This is a genomic window from Streptomyces sp. VRA16 Mangrove soil (assembly GCF_017377775.1).
Classification (GTDB): domain Bacteria; phylum Actinomycetota; class Actinomycetes; order Streptomycetales; family Streptomycetaceae; genus Streptomyces.
This window is the reverse complement of sequence record NZ_JAFVLN010000019.1, coordinates 104,793-118,673: the sequence shown is the minus strand read 5'-3', so window position 1 is coordinate 118,673 and position 13,881 is coordinate 104,793. Positions and strand designations below refer to the sequence as shown.

Sequence of the window (13,881 nt, the reverse complement as noted above, 5' to 3'; positions counted from 1 at the left end):
AAACGGTGCGCTTCGGTCAGCGCGTGGCGCCGGTGACCGCCCAGCGGCCGGAGCGGTAGCGAACCCAGAGCGTCGCCATCCGTACGGCCATCATCAGCGTCATCGCTCCCCACAGCGCGGTGAGTCCCCCGCCCAGGGCCGGGACCAGGAGCGCCACCGGCGTGAAGACCGCCAGGGTGATCAACATGGCCCAGGCCAGATAGGGGCCGTCGCCTGCCCCCATGAGGACACCGTCGAGGACGAAGACGATGCCGCAGATGGGCTGGGAGAGCGCCACGACGACGAGGGCGGGCAGGGCCGCGTCCTGCACGACCGGGTCGCTCGTGAAGAGCGGGACGAACAGCGGGCGGGTGACGACGACGAGAAGGCCGAGGACCACTCCGGTCGCGATGCCCCACTGCACCATGCGGCGGCAGACGTCCCGGGCCCCGTCGGCGTCGTCGGCGCCGAGATAGCGACCGATGATCGCCTGCCCCGCGATGGCGATGGCGTCGAGCGCGAAGGCGAGCAGACTCCACAGGGACAGCACGATCTGGTGGGCGGCCACGTCCGCGTCGCCGAGACGGGCGGCCACGGCGGTGGCGATCATCAGGACCGCGCGGAGTGCGAGGGTGCGGACCAGGAGCGGGGTGCCCGCCTGGGCGCAGGCACGTATGCCCGCGGCGTCGGGGCGCAGCGAGGCGCCGTGGCGACGGGCCCCGCGCACGACCACGACCAGGTAGACCGCGGCCATGCCGAGCTGGGCGATGACGGTGCCCCAGGCGGAACCGGCGATGCCGAGCCCGGCACCGTAGACCAGCCCGGCGTTGAGCACACCGTTGGCGATGAAACCGGCGACGGCCACGTACAGCGGGGTCCTGGTGTTCTGCAGACCGCGCAGCACACCGGTGGCGGCCAGGACCACGAGCATCGCGGGGATGCCGAGCGCGGAGATGCGCAGATACGTGGTCGCGTACGGGGCCGCGGTGTCCGAGGCACCGAACAGGCTGACCAGGGCGGGGGCGGTGGGCAGCACGACCGCGACGACCGCGGCGCCCAGCAGCAGTGCGAGCCAGATGCCGTCCATGCCCTGCTGGATCGCGGCCCGGGTGTCTCCCGCGCCGACCCGGCGGGCGACGGCGGCCGTGGTGGCGTAGGCAAGGAAGACGAAGACGCTGACCGCGGTCGTCAGGAGGGCCGAGGCGACGGCGAGCCCTGCCAGTTGGGCAGTGCCGAGATGACCGACGATGGCGCTGTCGGCCATCAGGAAAAGGGGCTCCGCGACGAGTGCGCCGAAGGCGGGAACGGCGAGGGCGACGATCTCTCGGTCGTGCCGGCGGCGGGTGGCCTTGGGCGTCACGGGGGCCTGTGTCATGAGCACCAATCTAATCTTCCACAGGTAAGAGATGCAATCGCATTGAGACCCTTACTTTGGGTGGGTGTGCGGACGGGGCGAAACGGTGTTCGTGACGATCTTGGTCCGACTGGGGAAGTTTTTCTTCTGCACAGCCGGTGGACGGCAAAAGTGCAGGTCAGGGTATGTGTGTAAGAACGCCTGAGGGCTTGTTCACAGGGCTGTCCACCGGGTCGTGCACAGGTTTTCCCCGGTTCTCCACAGAGAGAGGCCCGTCTTCCACAGCGCCTGTGGATAACCAGATTGGCTGACGGTGCCGACGCGCCTACGGTGGTGCGGCGCCCGCTGTGCCTTTCGACCTCGGAAACCTCACAAATCCGACGCGTCAGAACCGGAATCGGGCCCCCTGTTTTGTCAGTGTCGTGCCGTAGGAATGTAGGGCACGGCGAGGTCCGCTCGGCGGACGGGAGGAGGTGGCCCGGTGAGTATCTCCGAGCCGTTGGACGACCCCTGGGCCGACAGCGGTCCGAGTGATCGTCTGCCCCCTTCCCGGCCGCGCCGAGGCGGCGGGCGACAGGGTGATCAGCACGAGCGGGGCCGGGACGACGGCGGCTGGGACGACGGTCCCGCCACGTTCGAGCGGGTACCGCCGCAGGATCTGGACGCCGAGCAGTCCGTGCTCGGCGGCATGCTGCTGTCCAAGGACGCGATCGCCGACGTCGTCGAGGTCCTCAAGGGCGCCGACTTCTACAAGCCCGCCCACGAAACGATCTTCCAGGCGATCCTCGACGTCTACGCCAAGGGCGAGCCGGCCGACCCGATCACCATCGCCGCGGAGCTGACCAAGCGTGGCGAGATCAACAAGGTCGGCGGCGCATCGTATCTGCACACCCTCGTCCAGACGGTCCCGACGGCGGCGAACGCCGAGTACTACGCGGAGATCGTCCACGAGCGGGCGGTGCTGCGCCGTCTCGTCGAGGCCGGCACGCGGATCACGCAGATGGGCTACGCGGCCGACGACGACGTCGACGAGATCGTCAACAAGGCGCAGGCCGAGATCTACGCGGTCACCGAGCAGCGCACCAGCGAGGACTACCTCCCGCTCGGCGACATCATGGAGGGCGCCCTCGACGAGATCGAGGCGATCGGCTCGCGCAGCGGCGAGATGACCGGCGTGCCGACCGGCTTCACCGACTTCGACTCGCTGACCAACGGCCTGCACCCGGGCCAGATGATCGTCATCGCGGCCCGTCCCGCCATGGGTAAGTCCACGCTCGCGCTGGACTTCGCGCGCGCGGCGTCCATCAAGAACAACCTGCCCAGCGTCATCTTCTCCCTCGAAATGGGGCGCAACGAGATCGCGATGCGTCTGCTGTCGGCCGAGGCGCGGGTGGCTCTGCACCACATGCGCTCCGGCACGATGACCGACGAGGACTGGACGCGGCTCGCACGCCGGATGCCCGAGGTCTCGGCCGCGCCGCTCTACATCGACGACTCCCCGAACCTGTCGATGATGGAGATCCGCGCCAAGTGCCGCCGTCTCAAGCAGCGCAACGACATCCGGCTCGTGATCATCGACTATCTGCAGCTGATGCAGGCCGGTGGCTCCAAGCGTTCCGAGAGCCGTCAGCAGGAGGTCTCGGACATGTCCCGAAACCTCAAGCTGCTGGCCAAGGAGCTGGAGGTCCCGGTGATCGCGCTGTCGCAGCTGAACCGTGGTCCCGAGCAGCGCACGGACAAGAAGCCGATGGTGTCCGACCTGCGTGAGTCCGGCTCCATCGAGCAGGACGCCGACATGGTCATCCTGCTGCACCGCGAGGACGCGTACGAGAAGGAGTCGCCGCGCGCGGGCGAGGCCGACATCATCGTCGGCAAGCACCGTAACGGCCCGACGGCCACGATCACCGTGGCCTTCCAGGGTCACTACTCGCGGTTCGTGGACATGGCGCAGACCTGATTCCGCGCCGTGTCGGCGGCCGTCGCGTTGCGATGATGGCCGTGTGACACAGGACCAGGACGCGGCGCCGCCCGTCCTTCTCGGCATCGACGACCTGCGGCCGCTGCCGCATGTCACACGGATCGCCCGCACCAGCGCCGACGGCGTCCGGCTCCTGGAGGAGCACCGAGACAGCTACGTCGACGAACTCTGGCTCGATCACGATCTCGGCGGCGACGACAGCATCATGCCGGTGGTGACGCTGCTGGAGGAGGCCGCCTTCGACGGCCGGCCGTTCCGCATCGGGACGGTCTTCGTGCACAGTGCCAACCCCATCGGCGCCGAGACCGTCGTCCGGTCCCTCACGCGCTGGGGCTACCGGGTGCGCCGGACGACGGCCTGAGCGAGCCCGGGACCAGCGAGATCTCCAGTTCCGACAAGCGGGCCGGATCCGCGATCACCTCGTAGGCGGACACCCGGTCGGCCTCGACCGTGACGGCCAGGGCCAGCAGCAGGCGGCCGCGCGGGGCGACCACGAGGCCGGGACGGCCGTCGATGAGGGCCGTGGCCGCGAACCGGGCGTTGCGGCGCAGTACGACCGTCTCGCGGGCCACCTCGTCGGCGCCGCGGGCCCGGGCCGACGCGCCCGGCGCCAGGGTGAGCGGGTCGGCATGACGTACGACGTCGGGGGCGAGGACCGCGAGGAGCGCGTTCAGGTCGCCGTCGCGGGCCGCGGCGCGGAAGGCGTCGACCACCTGGCGCTGCCGGTCCAGCTCGGGAGCGGGGAGCGTGCTCGTGCCCTGGACGCGATGGCGGGCGCGGCTCGCGAGCTTCTTCGTGGTGACAGGGGTGCGTCCCACGACGGGGGCGATCTCGGCGAAGGGCACCGCGAACAGGTCGTGCAGGACGAAGGCGACGCGCTCCGCGGGGCTCAGCGAGTCCAGGACGACGAGCAGGGCGCGGCCCACGGCGTCGACCAGCACGGCCTCGCTCTCCGGGCCGGCGCCCGTACGCTCCTCGTCCCAGACCTCCTCGGGCAGGTGCCCGACGAAGTCCTCACGGCGCGAGGTGCGCGAGCGCAGCATGTCGAGGCAGATCCGGGAGACGACCGTGCGCAGCCAGGCGGCCAGGTTGTCGATGGCGCCGGCATCGCTGCGGCTCAACCGCAGCCAGGTCTCCTGCACCGCGTCGTCCGCGTCCGCGAGGGAGCCGAGCAGCCGGTACGCGACACCGCGCAACGGTCCGCGGTGCTCCTCGAAGCGCCGCGCCAGCTCGTCCTGGGAGTCTTCTCCGGCCCGTTCGGTCACCGCCATGGCGACCACGCTACGGGCACGGTGATCGCCTCCGGTGAAATCGGGTCGACGTGGCTCGGCGCCCAGGATGGACTGGGCCCATGACGACACCTTCGAAAGAGCTGCTGCCCACCACCCGCCGTGCGCTCCTGCACCGCATCGCCGTCGCGCAGAGCGAGGGGCGTGCCCCCTCCCTCGTCGCCGCGGTCGCCCGCGACGGGGAGCTGGTGTGGACGGGGTCGCGCACCTCGGTGGACGGACACGGACCCGATGAGCACGTGCAGTACCGGATCGGTTCGATCACGAAGACGTTCACCGCCGTCCTGGTGATGCGGCTGCGCGACGAGGGCCTGATCGACCTGGGTGACCCCCTGGAGAAGCACCTTCCGGGAACGGGCGCGGGGGAGGTCACCGTCGCCGAACTCCTCGCGCACACCGGCGGACTGGCGGCCGAGACGCCGGGCGAGTGGTGGGAGCGGTCGTCCGCCGCGCTGCGCCCGGCCCTCGACGACGTCCTCGGAGAGCAGCCCTTCCGGCACCCCGTGGGACGCCGCCACCACTACTCCAACCCCGGCTACACGCTGCTGGGCGCACTGGTCGAGAAGGTGCGGGGCGTCTCCTGGGAGGAGGCGCTGCGCCAGGAGATCCTCGAACCGCTCGGCCTGACGCGGACGAGCGCCGAGCCGCGGATGCCGCACGCCGGCGGCTGGGCCGTGCACCCGTACGCCGATGTGCTGCTCCCGGAGCCGAGCGAGGATCTCGGCCTGATGGCACCGGCCGGTCAACTGTGGTCCACCACCCGGGACCTGGCCGTCTTCGCGGGCTTCCTCACGACGGGCGACGACCGGGTGCTGAGCGCGGAGACCGTACGGGAGATGCGGACGCCCGCCGCACCGACGCTGCCGGGTGACTGGGAGACCTCGTACGGACTCGGGATGCAGGTGGCGCGCCGGGACGGGCGTGTTCTCGCCGGGCACACCGGCTCGCTGCCCGGGTTCGTGGCCGGGCTGTGGCTGGACGAGGAGGAAGGCCTTGCCTCCGTCGCCCTCGCCAACGCCACGAGCGGAGTGGCCATCGGGACGCTGGCCGCCGACCTCCTGAAGATCGTCGCCGACGCCGAGCCGCGGATGCCCGAGCCGTGGCGCCCGCTGCCCGAAGTCGACGCCACCCTGCTGGAGTTGACGGGCCCCTGGTACTGGGGCACGCAGATCGCGGCGCTGCGCCTTGCGGCCGACGGCGGCGTCGAACTCGGGCCGGTGGCCGGCGCGGGTCGGCGCTCCCGGTTCCGGGCGAACGGGGACGGCACCTGGACCGGGCTCGACGGCTACTACATGGGGGAGATCCTCCGGGCCGTTCGGCGGCCGGACGGCTCGGTGAGCCACCTCGACCTCGGCTCGTTCGTCTACACGCGGGAGCCGTACGGCAAGGACGAGCCCGTTCCCGGCGGGGTGGACCCGGAGGGGTGGCGGGGGGTCCCGCAGTAGGGAGCCGGATCGACACGGTGTGCGCTCGTTTCACGTGAAACGAGCGCACACCGCTCTTGCACGGCCTCTCACAGCTGGAGTTTGAACCCCACGTGGGACGCCACGAAGCCGAGGCGCTCGTAGAAGCGGTGCGCGTCGGTGCGGGTGGCGTCCGAGGTCAGCTGCACCAACTGGCAGTCCTGGCGCCGGGATTCGTCGACGGCCCAGGTCATGAGATGCGTCCCGAGCCCGCTGCCGCGCTCGTCGGCGTGGATGCGTACGCCCTCGATGATCGAGCGGGTGGAGCCCTTGCGGGAGAGCCCGGGAACGAGGGTGAGCTGAAGGGTGCCGACGACCCGGCCGTCCCGGACGGCGACGACCAGGTGCTGGTTCGGGTCGGCGGCCAGGCGGGCCTGCGCGGCGAGGTACGGAGTGAGGTCGTCCGGCGACTCGCGCTGTGCGCCCAGCGGATCGTCCGCCAGCATCGCGACGATCGCCGGTACGTCCTCGGCCGTGGCCGCCCTTATTTCAAGATCTCCCATGACGGCAGCCTAGAGGGGCGGCGGGAACTCAGGCGGGTACGCGCAACTCCTCGACAGCCCTGACCAAGGGGGCGAGCTCAGGGTTCTCGGCGGCGGCGTCGAGAGCCTCGCGCAGGGCGGCCTGGTTGGTCGGGCGGGCCTCCTCCAGGAGCTTCAGGCCGGCCTCGGAGACATTCGTGTAGATGCCGCGCCGGTCGGTGGGGCACAGGTAGCGCTGCAGCAGACCGCGGTCCTCCAGGCGGGTCACCAGGCGGGTCGTGGCGCTCTGGCTGAGGACGACGGCGTCGGCCACCTGCTTCATCTGGAGGTGGCCGCCCTCGCCGTCGTGCTGGCGGCTCAGCACGTCGAGCAGGGAGTACTCGCGCACGCTCAGATCGTGCCCGGTCTGCAGGGCGCGCTCGATATGGGCCTCGATCCTCCCGTGCAGCAGGGAGAGGGCGCACCACCCTTGGGAGAGGGCGGTGAGTGCGGGGTCTGTGGCGGTCATGGCTCGTCCAATCCTCCGTCCCGGAGCGGCTGCACACCAGGATAGTCGATGCATCGCGATTGCCCGCGTTTGCAATTAACCGGCGTCTGCAATTATTGTGAGGTCTCGTAAAGCGCATCCGCAACAGTCTGGGAAGGTGAACCCCATGCCTCTCGCGCTTCTGGCCCTCGCGATCGGGGCCTTCGGGATCGGAACCACGGAATTCGTGATCATGGGACTTCTCCCTCAGGTCGCGGGTGACTTCGGAGTCTCCATCCCGACGGCCGGATTCCTGGTGACGGGCTACGCCGTCGGCGTCATGCTCGGCGCCCCGCTGATGACCGTCCTGGGCACCAAGATCCCCCGCAAGCGGATGCTGATGGTGCTGATGGGCTTCTTCATCGTCGGCAACCTGCTCTCCGCCGTGGCCCCCGTCTTCGCCGTCATGCTGATCGGCCGTGTGGTCGCCTCGCTCGCCCACGGCGCGTTCTTCGGCATCGGCTCGGTCGTCGCCGCCGAACTGGTCGCCCCGCAGAAGAAGGCCGGAGCGATCGCCATGATGTTCACCGGCCTGACCGTGGCCAACGTCGTCGGCGTCCCGCTCGGCACCCTCATCGGCCAGAACATCGGCTGGCGCGTGACCTTCGCGATCGTCGCCGCGCTCGGTGTCATCGGTCTGGCCGGCATCGCCAAGCTCGTACCGGACATGCCCAAGCCCGAGGGCGTGCACCTCCGGCATGAGATCGCCGCCTTCAAGAACGTGCAGGTCCTGCTCGCCATGGCGATGACCGTGCTCGGCTTCGGCGGTGTCTTCGCGGCGATCACCTACATCACTCCGATGATGACCAACGTCGCCGGATTCGCCGAGTCCTCCGTGACCTGGCTGCTCGTCCTCTTCGGACTCGGCATGGTGGGCGGCAATCTCGTCGGCGGCAAGTTCGCCGACCGCGCCCTGATGCCGATGCTGTACGTCTCCCTGGGCGCCCTCGCCCTCGTGCTCGGCCTCTTCACGGTCACCGCGCACAACAAGTTCCTGGCCGCGATCACCATCGCCCTGATCGGCGCGCTCGGCTTCGCGACCGTGCCGCCGCTGCAGAAGCGGGTCCTCGACCAGGCGTCCGGCGCCCCGACGCTCGCCTCGGCGGTCAACATCGGCGCCTTCAACGCGGGCAACGCGCTGTCCGCCTGGCTCGGCGGCATCGTGATCTCCGCGGGGCTCGGCTACACCGCCCCCAACTGGGTCGGTGCCGCCCTCGCGGCCGGCGCCCTCGTCCTCGCCGTCGTGTCGGCCGTCCTGGAGCGCCGCACGGCCGCGCCGAGCCTCGTCGTCGCGGGCGCCGGGCAGCGGCAGGCCGAGCCGGTCCACCACTGACCGCAGCCCCGGCCTCCCGGCCACCTCTGACCACTCACCGAAGCAATCCGCACCAACCAGCAGCACCTCGCAAGGAGCACCCCCTCATGACCACCCCCACCGCTGTCGCGCCCCTCACCATCGACGACGCCGAGAAGCTCGTCTCCGTCGCCCGCGCCGCCGCCGAGGCGGCCGGTGTGCCCGTCAGCGTCACCGTCCTCGACGCCGGCGGCCACCTCCTGGCCTTCCGCCGCGACGACCGCGCCGTCCTCATCTCCGGCGAGACCAGCACGCGCAAGGCGTACACCGCGCTGCAGCTCGGCGCCCCGACCGCCGACCTCGTCGACCTGGTCAAGCCGGACGGGCCGTTCCACAGCCTGCCCACCGCCCTCGACCAGCCGCTGCTGTTCATCGCCGGCGGACTCCCGGTCCACCGCGACGGCCGTCTCATCGGCGCCGTCGGGGTCGGTGGCGGTGCGCCCGAGCAGGACCACGGCTTCGCCACCGAGGCCGTCGACACCCTCGCCTGAGCCTCCTCAGGCAACAGCCGCACGCGGAGCAGTCCGCACATGGAGCAGCCCCCGAGCCCCGCATCGCGCGGGCGCCCGGGGGCTGTGCCGTGTCCGGAGCGGTCCGACTCAGCCCGCCGCGACCGTCAGCGGGGCGAACCGGCGGGTCCAGTCACCGGGCAGTTCCGGGGTGCCGTAGGTCATCACCGCGTTGAAGGCGACCCCTTCGAGGCCACGCTCCTTCACCCACGCCAGCAGCTCCTCGTGGCGTACGTCGATGTCGGTGCGCAGCGGCCGGTCCGTGCCCGCCGCCAGCGAGGCCACCAGCGCCTTCGCGGTCTCGGTGTCACGGGCGATCAGCGGGCCGACGACATGCGTGTCCATGTTGGGCCAGGCCGCCGCGTAGCCGATCAGCTCGCCGCCCTTCTCCGCCACACGCAGCTGGTCCGCGAAGGCCGGCAGCCGCGTGAGGACATGCGTGCGGTCCGGGCCGAACACCTCGGCGTCCAGACGCAGGATCGCCGAGAGGTCCTCGGCGGTGGCCGGGCGCGTGGCGACGCTGTCGCTGTGGCCGTCCGCGGTGAAGCGGCCGCGCACCATCTCGGCCCGGCCGGTGACCTTGAACCCCAGCTCCTCGTAGAGCGGCCGCCCGTTGGGCGTCGCGTGCAGCGTCAGCGGTGTCGGCCCCGCCTGCCCGACGACGTACTGCATCAGGCGCCTGCCGACCCCCTGGCGCGCATGGCGTTCGGCGACCAGGACCATGCCGATCGCGCCGAGCTCTGGCCGTCGCCCCGGCCCGTATTCGGTCACCACGCAGGCGCCGACGAGACCACCTGCGGGGTCGTCGATGCCGTAGCCGGTACCGGCACTCAGCAGCAGACCCCACTTGTGTTCTTCGCGGGGCCAACCACGGTCCTCCGAGAGGTCGGCGCAGGCGTGGAGGTCGCCGCGGGTGAGGCGGCGGATGGGCAGGTCGGAGAGGGAAGGTGTCGACACGCAGGTCAGGCTGTCGGACTTGGCCCGTGCCGTCCACCACTTTGCCCGCAGTGACCCGGTGCTTTCGGCCACGTCGGCGCCGGACGGGGCCCGCGGGCCGGGCGTCGCGAGTGTCGCGTTTCACGTGAAACACCGCGCGCGGACCGTTCCTCGCAGCCCACAGGACACCAGGAGCGGCCCAGAAGGTTAGCGTCGGCGACCATGACGCGACCGAGACTTCATCTCTTCGACCTCGACGGGACGCTGCTGCCCGGAACGACGGCGCCCGTACAGATATCCCGGCAGCTCGGTCTGGAGGCCGAGGCGCTGGCGCTGGACGCCGAGATCGGCGCGCAGCGCATCGGCCCGCCCGAGTACGCGCTGCGCATCCACGCCCTGTGGTCCCGGCTGCAGGACGCCCATGTCGAGGCCGCGTTCGAGGGGGCGCCCTGGCTGGGCGGGATCCGGGAGACCTGGGCCCGGATCCGCGAGGGCGGCGACTACTGCGCGGTCATCTCACTGTCGCCGTCCTTCTTCGTGGAGCGGCTGACGGCGTGGGGCGCGCACGCGGCGTACGGATCGCGCTTCCCGGCCGTTCCGTTCACCGAGCCCGTCGACCCCGCCGGGGTGCTCAGCGCCGCGGCCAAAGTGAAGATCGCGGACCGCCTCTGCGAAGAGCTCGGAGTGGGCCGACAGGACTGTATTGCGTACGGCGATTCGCAGTCGGACGTGGAACTCTTCGGTGCCGTTCCGGTATCCGTCGCGGTCAATGCGGATCACCATGTCGCGGGGCTCGCCACGCACTCCTATAGGGGCAGTGATCTCCGCCAGGCGTACGAATTGGTGCGGCCCGCCCGTTAATTGAACGAATTGCAGGAGTGCGCGGGCCACCGTATTCGGTGGTGGTGGGGGGAGGGGCCCGTGGCCTCGGCAGCTGCCGGTATGGTCGCTTCCGGTTTCCGTCCGAACCGGGCCGGGCCATGGCCCGGCCGGAGCCCGCGACGCACGCAGGCCGACGCAGCCTAACTGTACGGAGAGATCGAATACCGGCATTTTCCGTTATGCGTTCTGCTAATTGAGATCAGGTGGCAGGCTGCGGAGAGAAGACTGCGGACAATGTCACATTCACGCCTTACTTGTCCGTAGCGGGCCGGAATGCAGTGTTCAATGTGGCGCCGCATTGGCAGCCGAAAACGTTCGAGGCGAGGCACAGCATGGACGCTCCGACCACTGCGTCGGCCGATTCCGGTCCGGACGGCGGGAGCGGCTGGTTCCTGCCGCGCGGGACCCCGGGACCGGACACCGGCGGCCCCGCGCAGGAAGCCGCCGACGCTCACCTACCCGGGCCCCGTCCCGTGCAGGCGCTGGGCGACAACGCCTCCCCGGACGCGCTTCTCGTGCGGCGCACGATGGAGGAGATCGGGCCCGTCGCCGACCAGGCCACGTCGTACTTCTACGCGCTGCTCTTCGTGCGCCACCCGGAACTGCGCCAGCTCTTCCCCGCCGCGATGGACGCCCAGCGCGACCGGCTGCTGCGGGCGCTGCTGACCGCCGCCGAGCACATCGACAACAAACTCGTCCTCGTCCCGTACCTGAAGAACCTGGGGCGTGGGCACCGCAAGTACGGCACCCGGCCCGAGCACTACCCGGCCGTGGGCGAGTGCCTCATCACCGCACTGACCCACTACGCCCCCGCCACCTGGAGCGCGGAGGCGGAGGCCGCCTGGGTCCGTACGTACACGACGATCTCCCAGATCATGATCGACGCGGCGGCGGAGGACGAGCTGAAGGCACCCGCCTGGTGGCTCGGCGAGGTCGTCGCGCACGATCTGCGCACCCCCGACATCGCGGTGGTGACCGTACGGACCGACCATCCGTACCCGTTCCTGGCCGGGCAGTACACGACCCTGGAGACACCGTGGTGGCCGCGGATCTGGCGGCACTACTCGTTCGCCTCGGCGCCCCGCTCCGACGGGCTGCTCTCGTTCCACGTGAAGGCGGTCCCGGCCGGCTGGGTCTCCAACGCCCTGGTGCACCGGGCCCGCCCCGGCGACGTGCTGCGCCTCGGCCCGCCCGCGGGCTCCATGACGGTCGACCACTCCACCGACAGCGGGCTGCTGTGCCTGGGCGGCGGCACCGGTATCGCGCCCATCAAAGCGCTGGTGGAGGACGTCGCCGAGCACGGCGAGCGGCGCCCGGTCGAGGTCTTCTACGGCGCCCGCACCGACCACGACCTGTACGACATCGACACGATGCTGCGCCTCCAGCGGAGCCACCCCTGGCTCGCGGTCCGGCCGGTCGTGGACCAGCGGCGCCGCCTTCTGCTCCCGGACGCGGTGCGGGAGTACGGCCCCTGGAACGAGTACGACGCCTATCTCTCGGGCCCGCCCGGCATGATCCGCAGTGGGGTCGACGCCCTGCGCTCCATCGGCATCCCGGGCAGCCGCATCCGGCACGACGCGCTGGAGGAGCTCGTCGCGGCCGCGGACTGAATCGCGTACGGACAGCACGGACAGCACCGGCAGCACGGACAGCGAAGAGCCGGGCGCGGGGTCTCAGCCCAGATCGGGCGCGTGCATCGCCCGTACGCCCTCGATGTTGCCGTCCAGGTAGTGGCGCAGCGAGAGCGGCACCAGGTGGACCGAGGCGATGCCGACGCGGGTGAAGGGCACCCGTACGACCTCGTACTCGCCGCAGGGCTCGTCGATCTCGGGACCGTGTCGCTGGCCGAGGTCCATGGACTCCAGGCGGCAGACGAAGAAGTGCTGGACCTTCACGCCGGTGGCGCCACCGTCCTCGCCGATGTGCTCGACGGTGTCCACGAAGCAGGGCACCACATCGGTGATCTTGGCGCCGAGTTCCTCGTGCACCTCACGGTGCAGGGCGTCCACGACGGTCGTGTCCTCCGGCTCCACTCCGCCACCGGGAGTCAGCCAGTACGGATCGATGCCGGGCTTGGTCCGCTTGATCAGAATCAGGTCGTCGCCATCCAGCAGAACGGCGCGTGCGGTGCGCTTGACCACGGGTCGGACGGTCATGGGAGAAATGTGGCCCGACTGGTTCCACGTGAAACATTCCGCACCGCGTGCGCTCCCCCTCACGACCAGTCGACGGCAGCGCGCAGCAACCACTCGTGCGCCCGCGCGATGTGCGGCAGGGCGAGTGTGCCGGTCCGCACGACGAGGAAGTAGGTGCGCAGCGGTGGCACCGGCGGATCCAGCAGGGCGACGATCTCGCCGCTCTCCAGGGCCGGATCGCACAGATAGCGCGGCAGAACGGCGAGCCCCGCGCCCGCGATCACACAGGCCAGCACCGCCCGTAGATCGGGCACGACGACCGTGCCGGTGACGACGGGTCGGGCATCGAAGACCCCGGCCCAGTACCGCGTGACGAGGGGCAGCGATTCGTGCACCTCGACCACCGGGAACTTCTCCAGCGAGGGCGCCGCGTCGCGGTGCAGCTTTCCGGAGCCGATCCGGGCGGCCCAGCGTGGCGCGGCGACCAGGACGTGCTCCTCGTCGCAGAGCGGAGTCGCCGTGAGCAGCGGGCCCCGCGGACGGGCCGTCGTGATGGCCAGATCATGATGTCCGGCGCCGAGCCCCTCCAAGGTCTCCTCCGCGGTGCCGAAAGAGGCTCGCAGGGTGACGCTCTGGCCGTCGTCCCTGGTCAGTGCGGTGAGAGCGGGCAGGGCGCGCTCGGCGGTGAACTCGGGCGGGCCCGCGAGGTGCAGTGTGCGGACGGCGGACTCCTCGTCGAGCCCGGTCTCGGTGATCTCCACGAGGGCGTCGAGGTGCGGGGCCGCCTTGTGCGCCAGCTCGTCGCCGATGCTCGTCGGTGTCACGCCGCGCGCCTGACGCAGGAACAACGGACGCCCCAACTGCCGCTCCAGCGTGCGGATCTGGGAGGTCACCGCCGGCTGCGACAGCCCCAGCAGGGCTGCGGCGCGCGTGAAGGAACCGGCCCGATGGACCGTCACAAAGGTGCGCAGCAGGGCGATGTCCATGGCGGTGCCCC

Annotated in this window: 14 protein-coding genes; 7 read left to right on the top strand and 7 right to left on the bottom strand. The window is 70.8% G+C overall.

The features are described 5' to 3' along the window. Positions 1-16: 16 nt before the first annotated feature. A complete protein-coding gene (locus tag J3486_RS36735; RefSeq protein WP_207828149.1) occupies positions 17-1,354 on the bottom strand; it encodes an MATE family efflux transporter in 1,338 nt (445 codons plus the stop codon). Positions 1,355-1,814: 460 nt separating this feature from the next. Between J3486_RS36735 and dnaB the strand changes: the two genes are divergently transcribed. Both dnaB and J3486_RS36725 read left to right on the top strand, forming a co-directional pair. Beyond that, positions 1,815-3,290 (top strand): replicative DNA helicase, encoded by a 1,476-nt coding sequence (gene dnaB, locus J3486_RS36730; protein WP_207828148.1) that lies wholly within the window; start codon positions 1,815-1,817, stop codon positions 3,288-3,290. 43 nt (positions 3,291-3,333) lie between these two features. After that, positions 3,334-3,672 (top strand): cyclic-phosphate processing receiver domain-containing protein, encoded by a 339-nt coding sequence (locus J3486_RS36725; protein ID WP_207828147.1) that lies wholly within the window; start codon positions 3,334-3,336, stop codon positions 3,670-3,672. Here the strand turns inward: J3486_RS36725 and J3486_RS36720 are convergent. Beyond that, complete coding sequence (locus tag J3486_RS36720; RefSeq protein WP_207828146.1) at positions 3,632-4,582, bottom strand: sigma-70 family RNA polymerase sigma factor; 951 nt, start codon at positions 4,580-4,582, stop codon at positions 3,632-3,634. The two genes, J3486_RS36725 and J3486_RS36720, sit on opposite strands and share 41 nt — an antisense overlap. A gap of 80 nt (positions 4,583-4,662) precedes the next feature. Between J3486_RS36720 and J3486_RS36715 the strand changes: the two genes are divergently transcribed. Continuing rightward, positions 4,663-6,045, top strand: coding sequence for a serine hydrolase (locus J3486_RS36715; RefSeq protein WP_207828145.1), 1,383 nt, complete (start codon positions 4,663-4,665; stop codon positions 6,043-6,045). A gap of 68 nt (positions 6,046-6,113) precedes the next feature. Here the strand turns inward: J3486_RS36715 and J3486_RS36710 are convergent, their stop codons facing one another. Then, complete coding sequence (locus J3486_RS36710; RefSeq protein WP_207828144.1) at positions 6,114-6,566, bottom strand: GNAT family N-acetyltransferase; 453 nt, start codon at positions 6,564-6,566, stop codon at positions 6,114-6,116. 28 nt (positions 6,567-6,594) lie between these two features. After that, positions 6,595-7,053, bottom strand: coding sequence for a MarR family winged helix-turn-helix transcriptional regulator (locus tag J3486_RS36705; RefSeq protein WP_207828143.1), 459 nt, complete (start codon positions 7,051-7,053; stop codon positions 6,595-6,597). Positions 7,054-7,198: 145 nt separating this feature from the next. On the opposite strand from J3486_RS36705, the gene J3486_RS36700 reads away from it, so the two are divergent. Both J3486_RS36700 and J3486_RS36695 read left to right on the top strand, forming a co-directional pair. After that, complete coding sequence (locus J3486_RS36700) at positions 7,199-8,404, top strand: MFS transporter (RefSeq protein ID WP_207828142.1); 1,206 nt, start codon at positions 7,199-7,201, stop codon at positions 8,402-8,404. A gap of 86 nt (positions 8,405-8,490) precedes the next feature. Next, positions 8,491-8,913 carry a heme-binding protein gene (locus J3486_RS36695; protein WP_207828141.1) on the top strand — a complete coding sequence of 141 codons (423 nt, stop codon included), beginning with the start codon at positions 8,491-8,493 and terminating at the stop codon, positions 8,911-8,913. A 108-nt stretch (positions 8,914-9,021) separates the two neighbouring features. On the opposite strand, the gene J3486_RS36690 is transcribed toward J3486_RS36695, so the two are convergent. Next, positions 9,022-9,888, bottom strand: a complete 867-nt coding sequence (locus tag J3486_RS36690) for a GNAT family N-acetyltransferase (protein WP_207828140.1) — start codon at positions 9,886-9,888, stop codon at positions 9,022-9,024. A 201-nt stretch (positions 9,889-10,089) separates the two neighbouring features. Here J3486_RS36690 and J3486_RS36685 point away from each other — a divergent pair, with 201 nt between their 5' ends. Both J3486_RS36685 and J3486_RS36680 read left to right on the top strand, forming a co-directional pair. Further along, positions 10,090-10,728, top strand: a complete 639-nt coding sequence (locus J3486_RS36685; protein ID WP_207828139.1) for an HAD family phosphatase — start codon at positions 10,090-10,092, stop codon at positions 10,726-10,728. Between the two features lie 353 nt (positions 10,729-11,081). Continuing rightward, entirely contained in the window at positions 11,082-12,359 is a 1,278-nt protein-coding gene (locus J3486_RS36680; RefSeq protein ID WP_207828138.1) for a globin domain-containing protein, read from the top strand. Positions 12,360-12,422: 63 nt separating this feature from the next. On the opposite strand, the gene J3486_RS36675 is transcribed toward J3486_RS36680, so the two are convergent. Together J3486_RS36675 and J3486_RS36670 are read right to left on the bottom strand one after the other, a co-directional pair. Beyond that, on the bottom strand, positions 12,423-12,905 hold the full coding sequence (locus J3486_RS36675; RefSeq protein WP_207828137.1) for an NUDIX domain-containing protein: 483 nt from the start codon (positions 12,903-12,905) through the stop codon (positions 12,423-12,425). A gap of 59 nt (positions 12,906-12,964) precedes the next feature. Continuing rightward, a complete protein-coding gene (locus J3486_RS36670; protein ID WP_207828136.1) occupies positions 12,965-13,870 on the bottom strand; it encodes a LysR family transcriptional regulator in 906 nt (301 codons plus the stop codon). Positions 13,871-13,881: the final 11 nt, after the last annotated feature.

Excerpts from the sequence above, each read along its gene's own strand:
- J3486_RS36735 (WP_207828149.1), bottom strand. The coding sequence starts at position 1,354 with ATGACACAGGCCCCCGTGACGCCCAAGGCCACCCGCCGCCGGCACGAC.
- J3486_RS36720 (WP_207828146.1), bottom strand. The coding sequence starts at position 4,582 with ATGGCGGTGACCGAACGGGCCGGAGAAGACTCCCAGGACGAGCTGGCG.
- J3486_RS36715 (WP_207828145.1), top strand. The coding sequence starts at position 4,663 with ATGACGACACCTTCGAAAGAGCTGCTGCCCACCACCCGCCGTGCGCTC.
- J3486_RS36710 (WP_207828144.1), bottom strand. The coding sequence starts at position 6,566 with ATGGGAGATCTTGAAATAAGGGCGGCCACGGCCGAGGACGTACCGGCG.
- J3486_RS36705 (WP_207828143.1), bottom strand. The coding sequence starts at position 7,053 with ATGACCGCCACAGACCCCGCACTCACCGCCCTCTCCCAAGGGTGGTGC.
- J3486_RS36700 (WP_207828142.1), top strand. The coding sequence starts at position 7,199 with ATGCCTCTCGCGCTTCTGGCCCTCGCGATCGGGGCCTTCGGGATCGGA.
- J3486_RS36695 (WP_207828141.1), top strand. The coding sequence starts at position 8,491 with ATGACCACCCCCACCGCTGTCGCGCCCCTCACCATCGACGACGCCGAG.
- J3486_RS36685 (WP_207828139.1), top strand. The coding sequence starts at position 10,090 with ATGACGCGACCGAGACTTCATCTCTTCGACCTCGACGGGACGCTGCTG.
- J3486_RS36680 (WP_207828138.1), top strand. The coding sequence starts at position 11,082 with ATGGACGCTCCGACCACTGCGTCGGCCGATTCCGGTCCGGACGGCGGG.
- J3486_RS36675 (WP_207828137.1), bottom strand. The coding sequence starts at position 12,905 with ATGACCGTCCGACCCGTGGTCAAGCGCACCGCACGCGCCGTTCTGCTG.
- J3486_RS36670 (WP_207828136.1), bottom strand. The coding sequence starts at position 13,870 with ATGGACATCGCCCTGCTGCGCACCTTTGTGACGGTCCATCGGGCCGGT.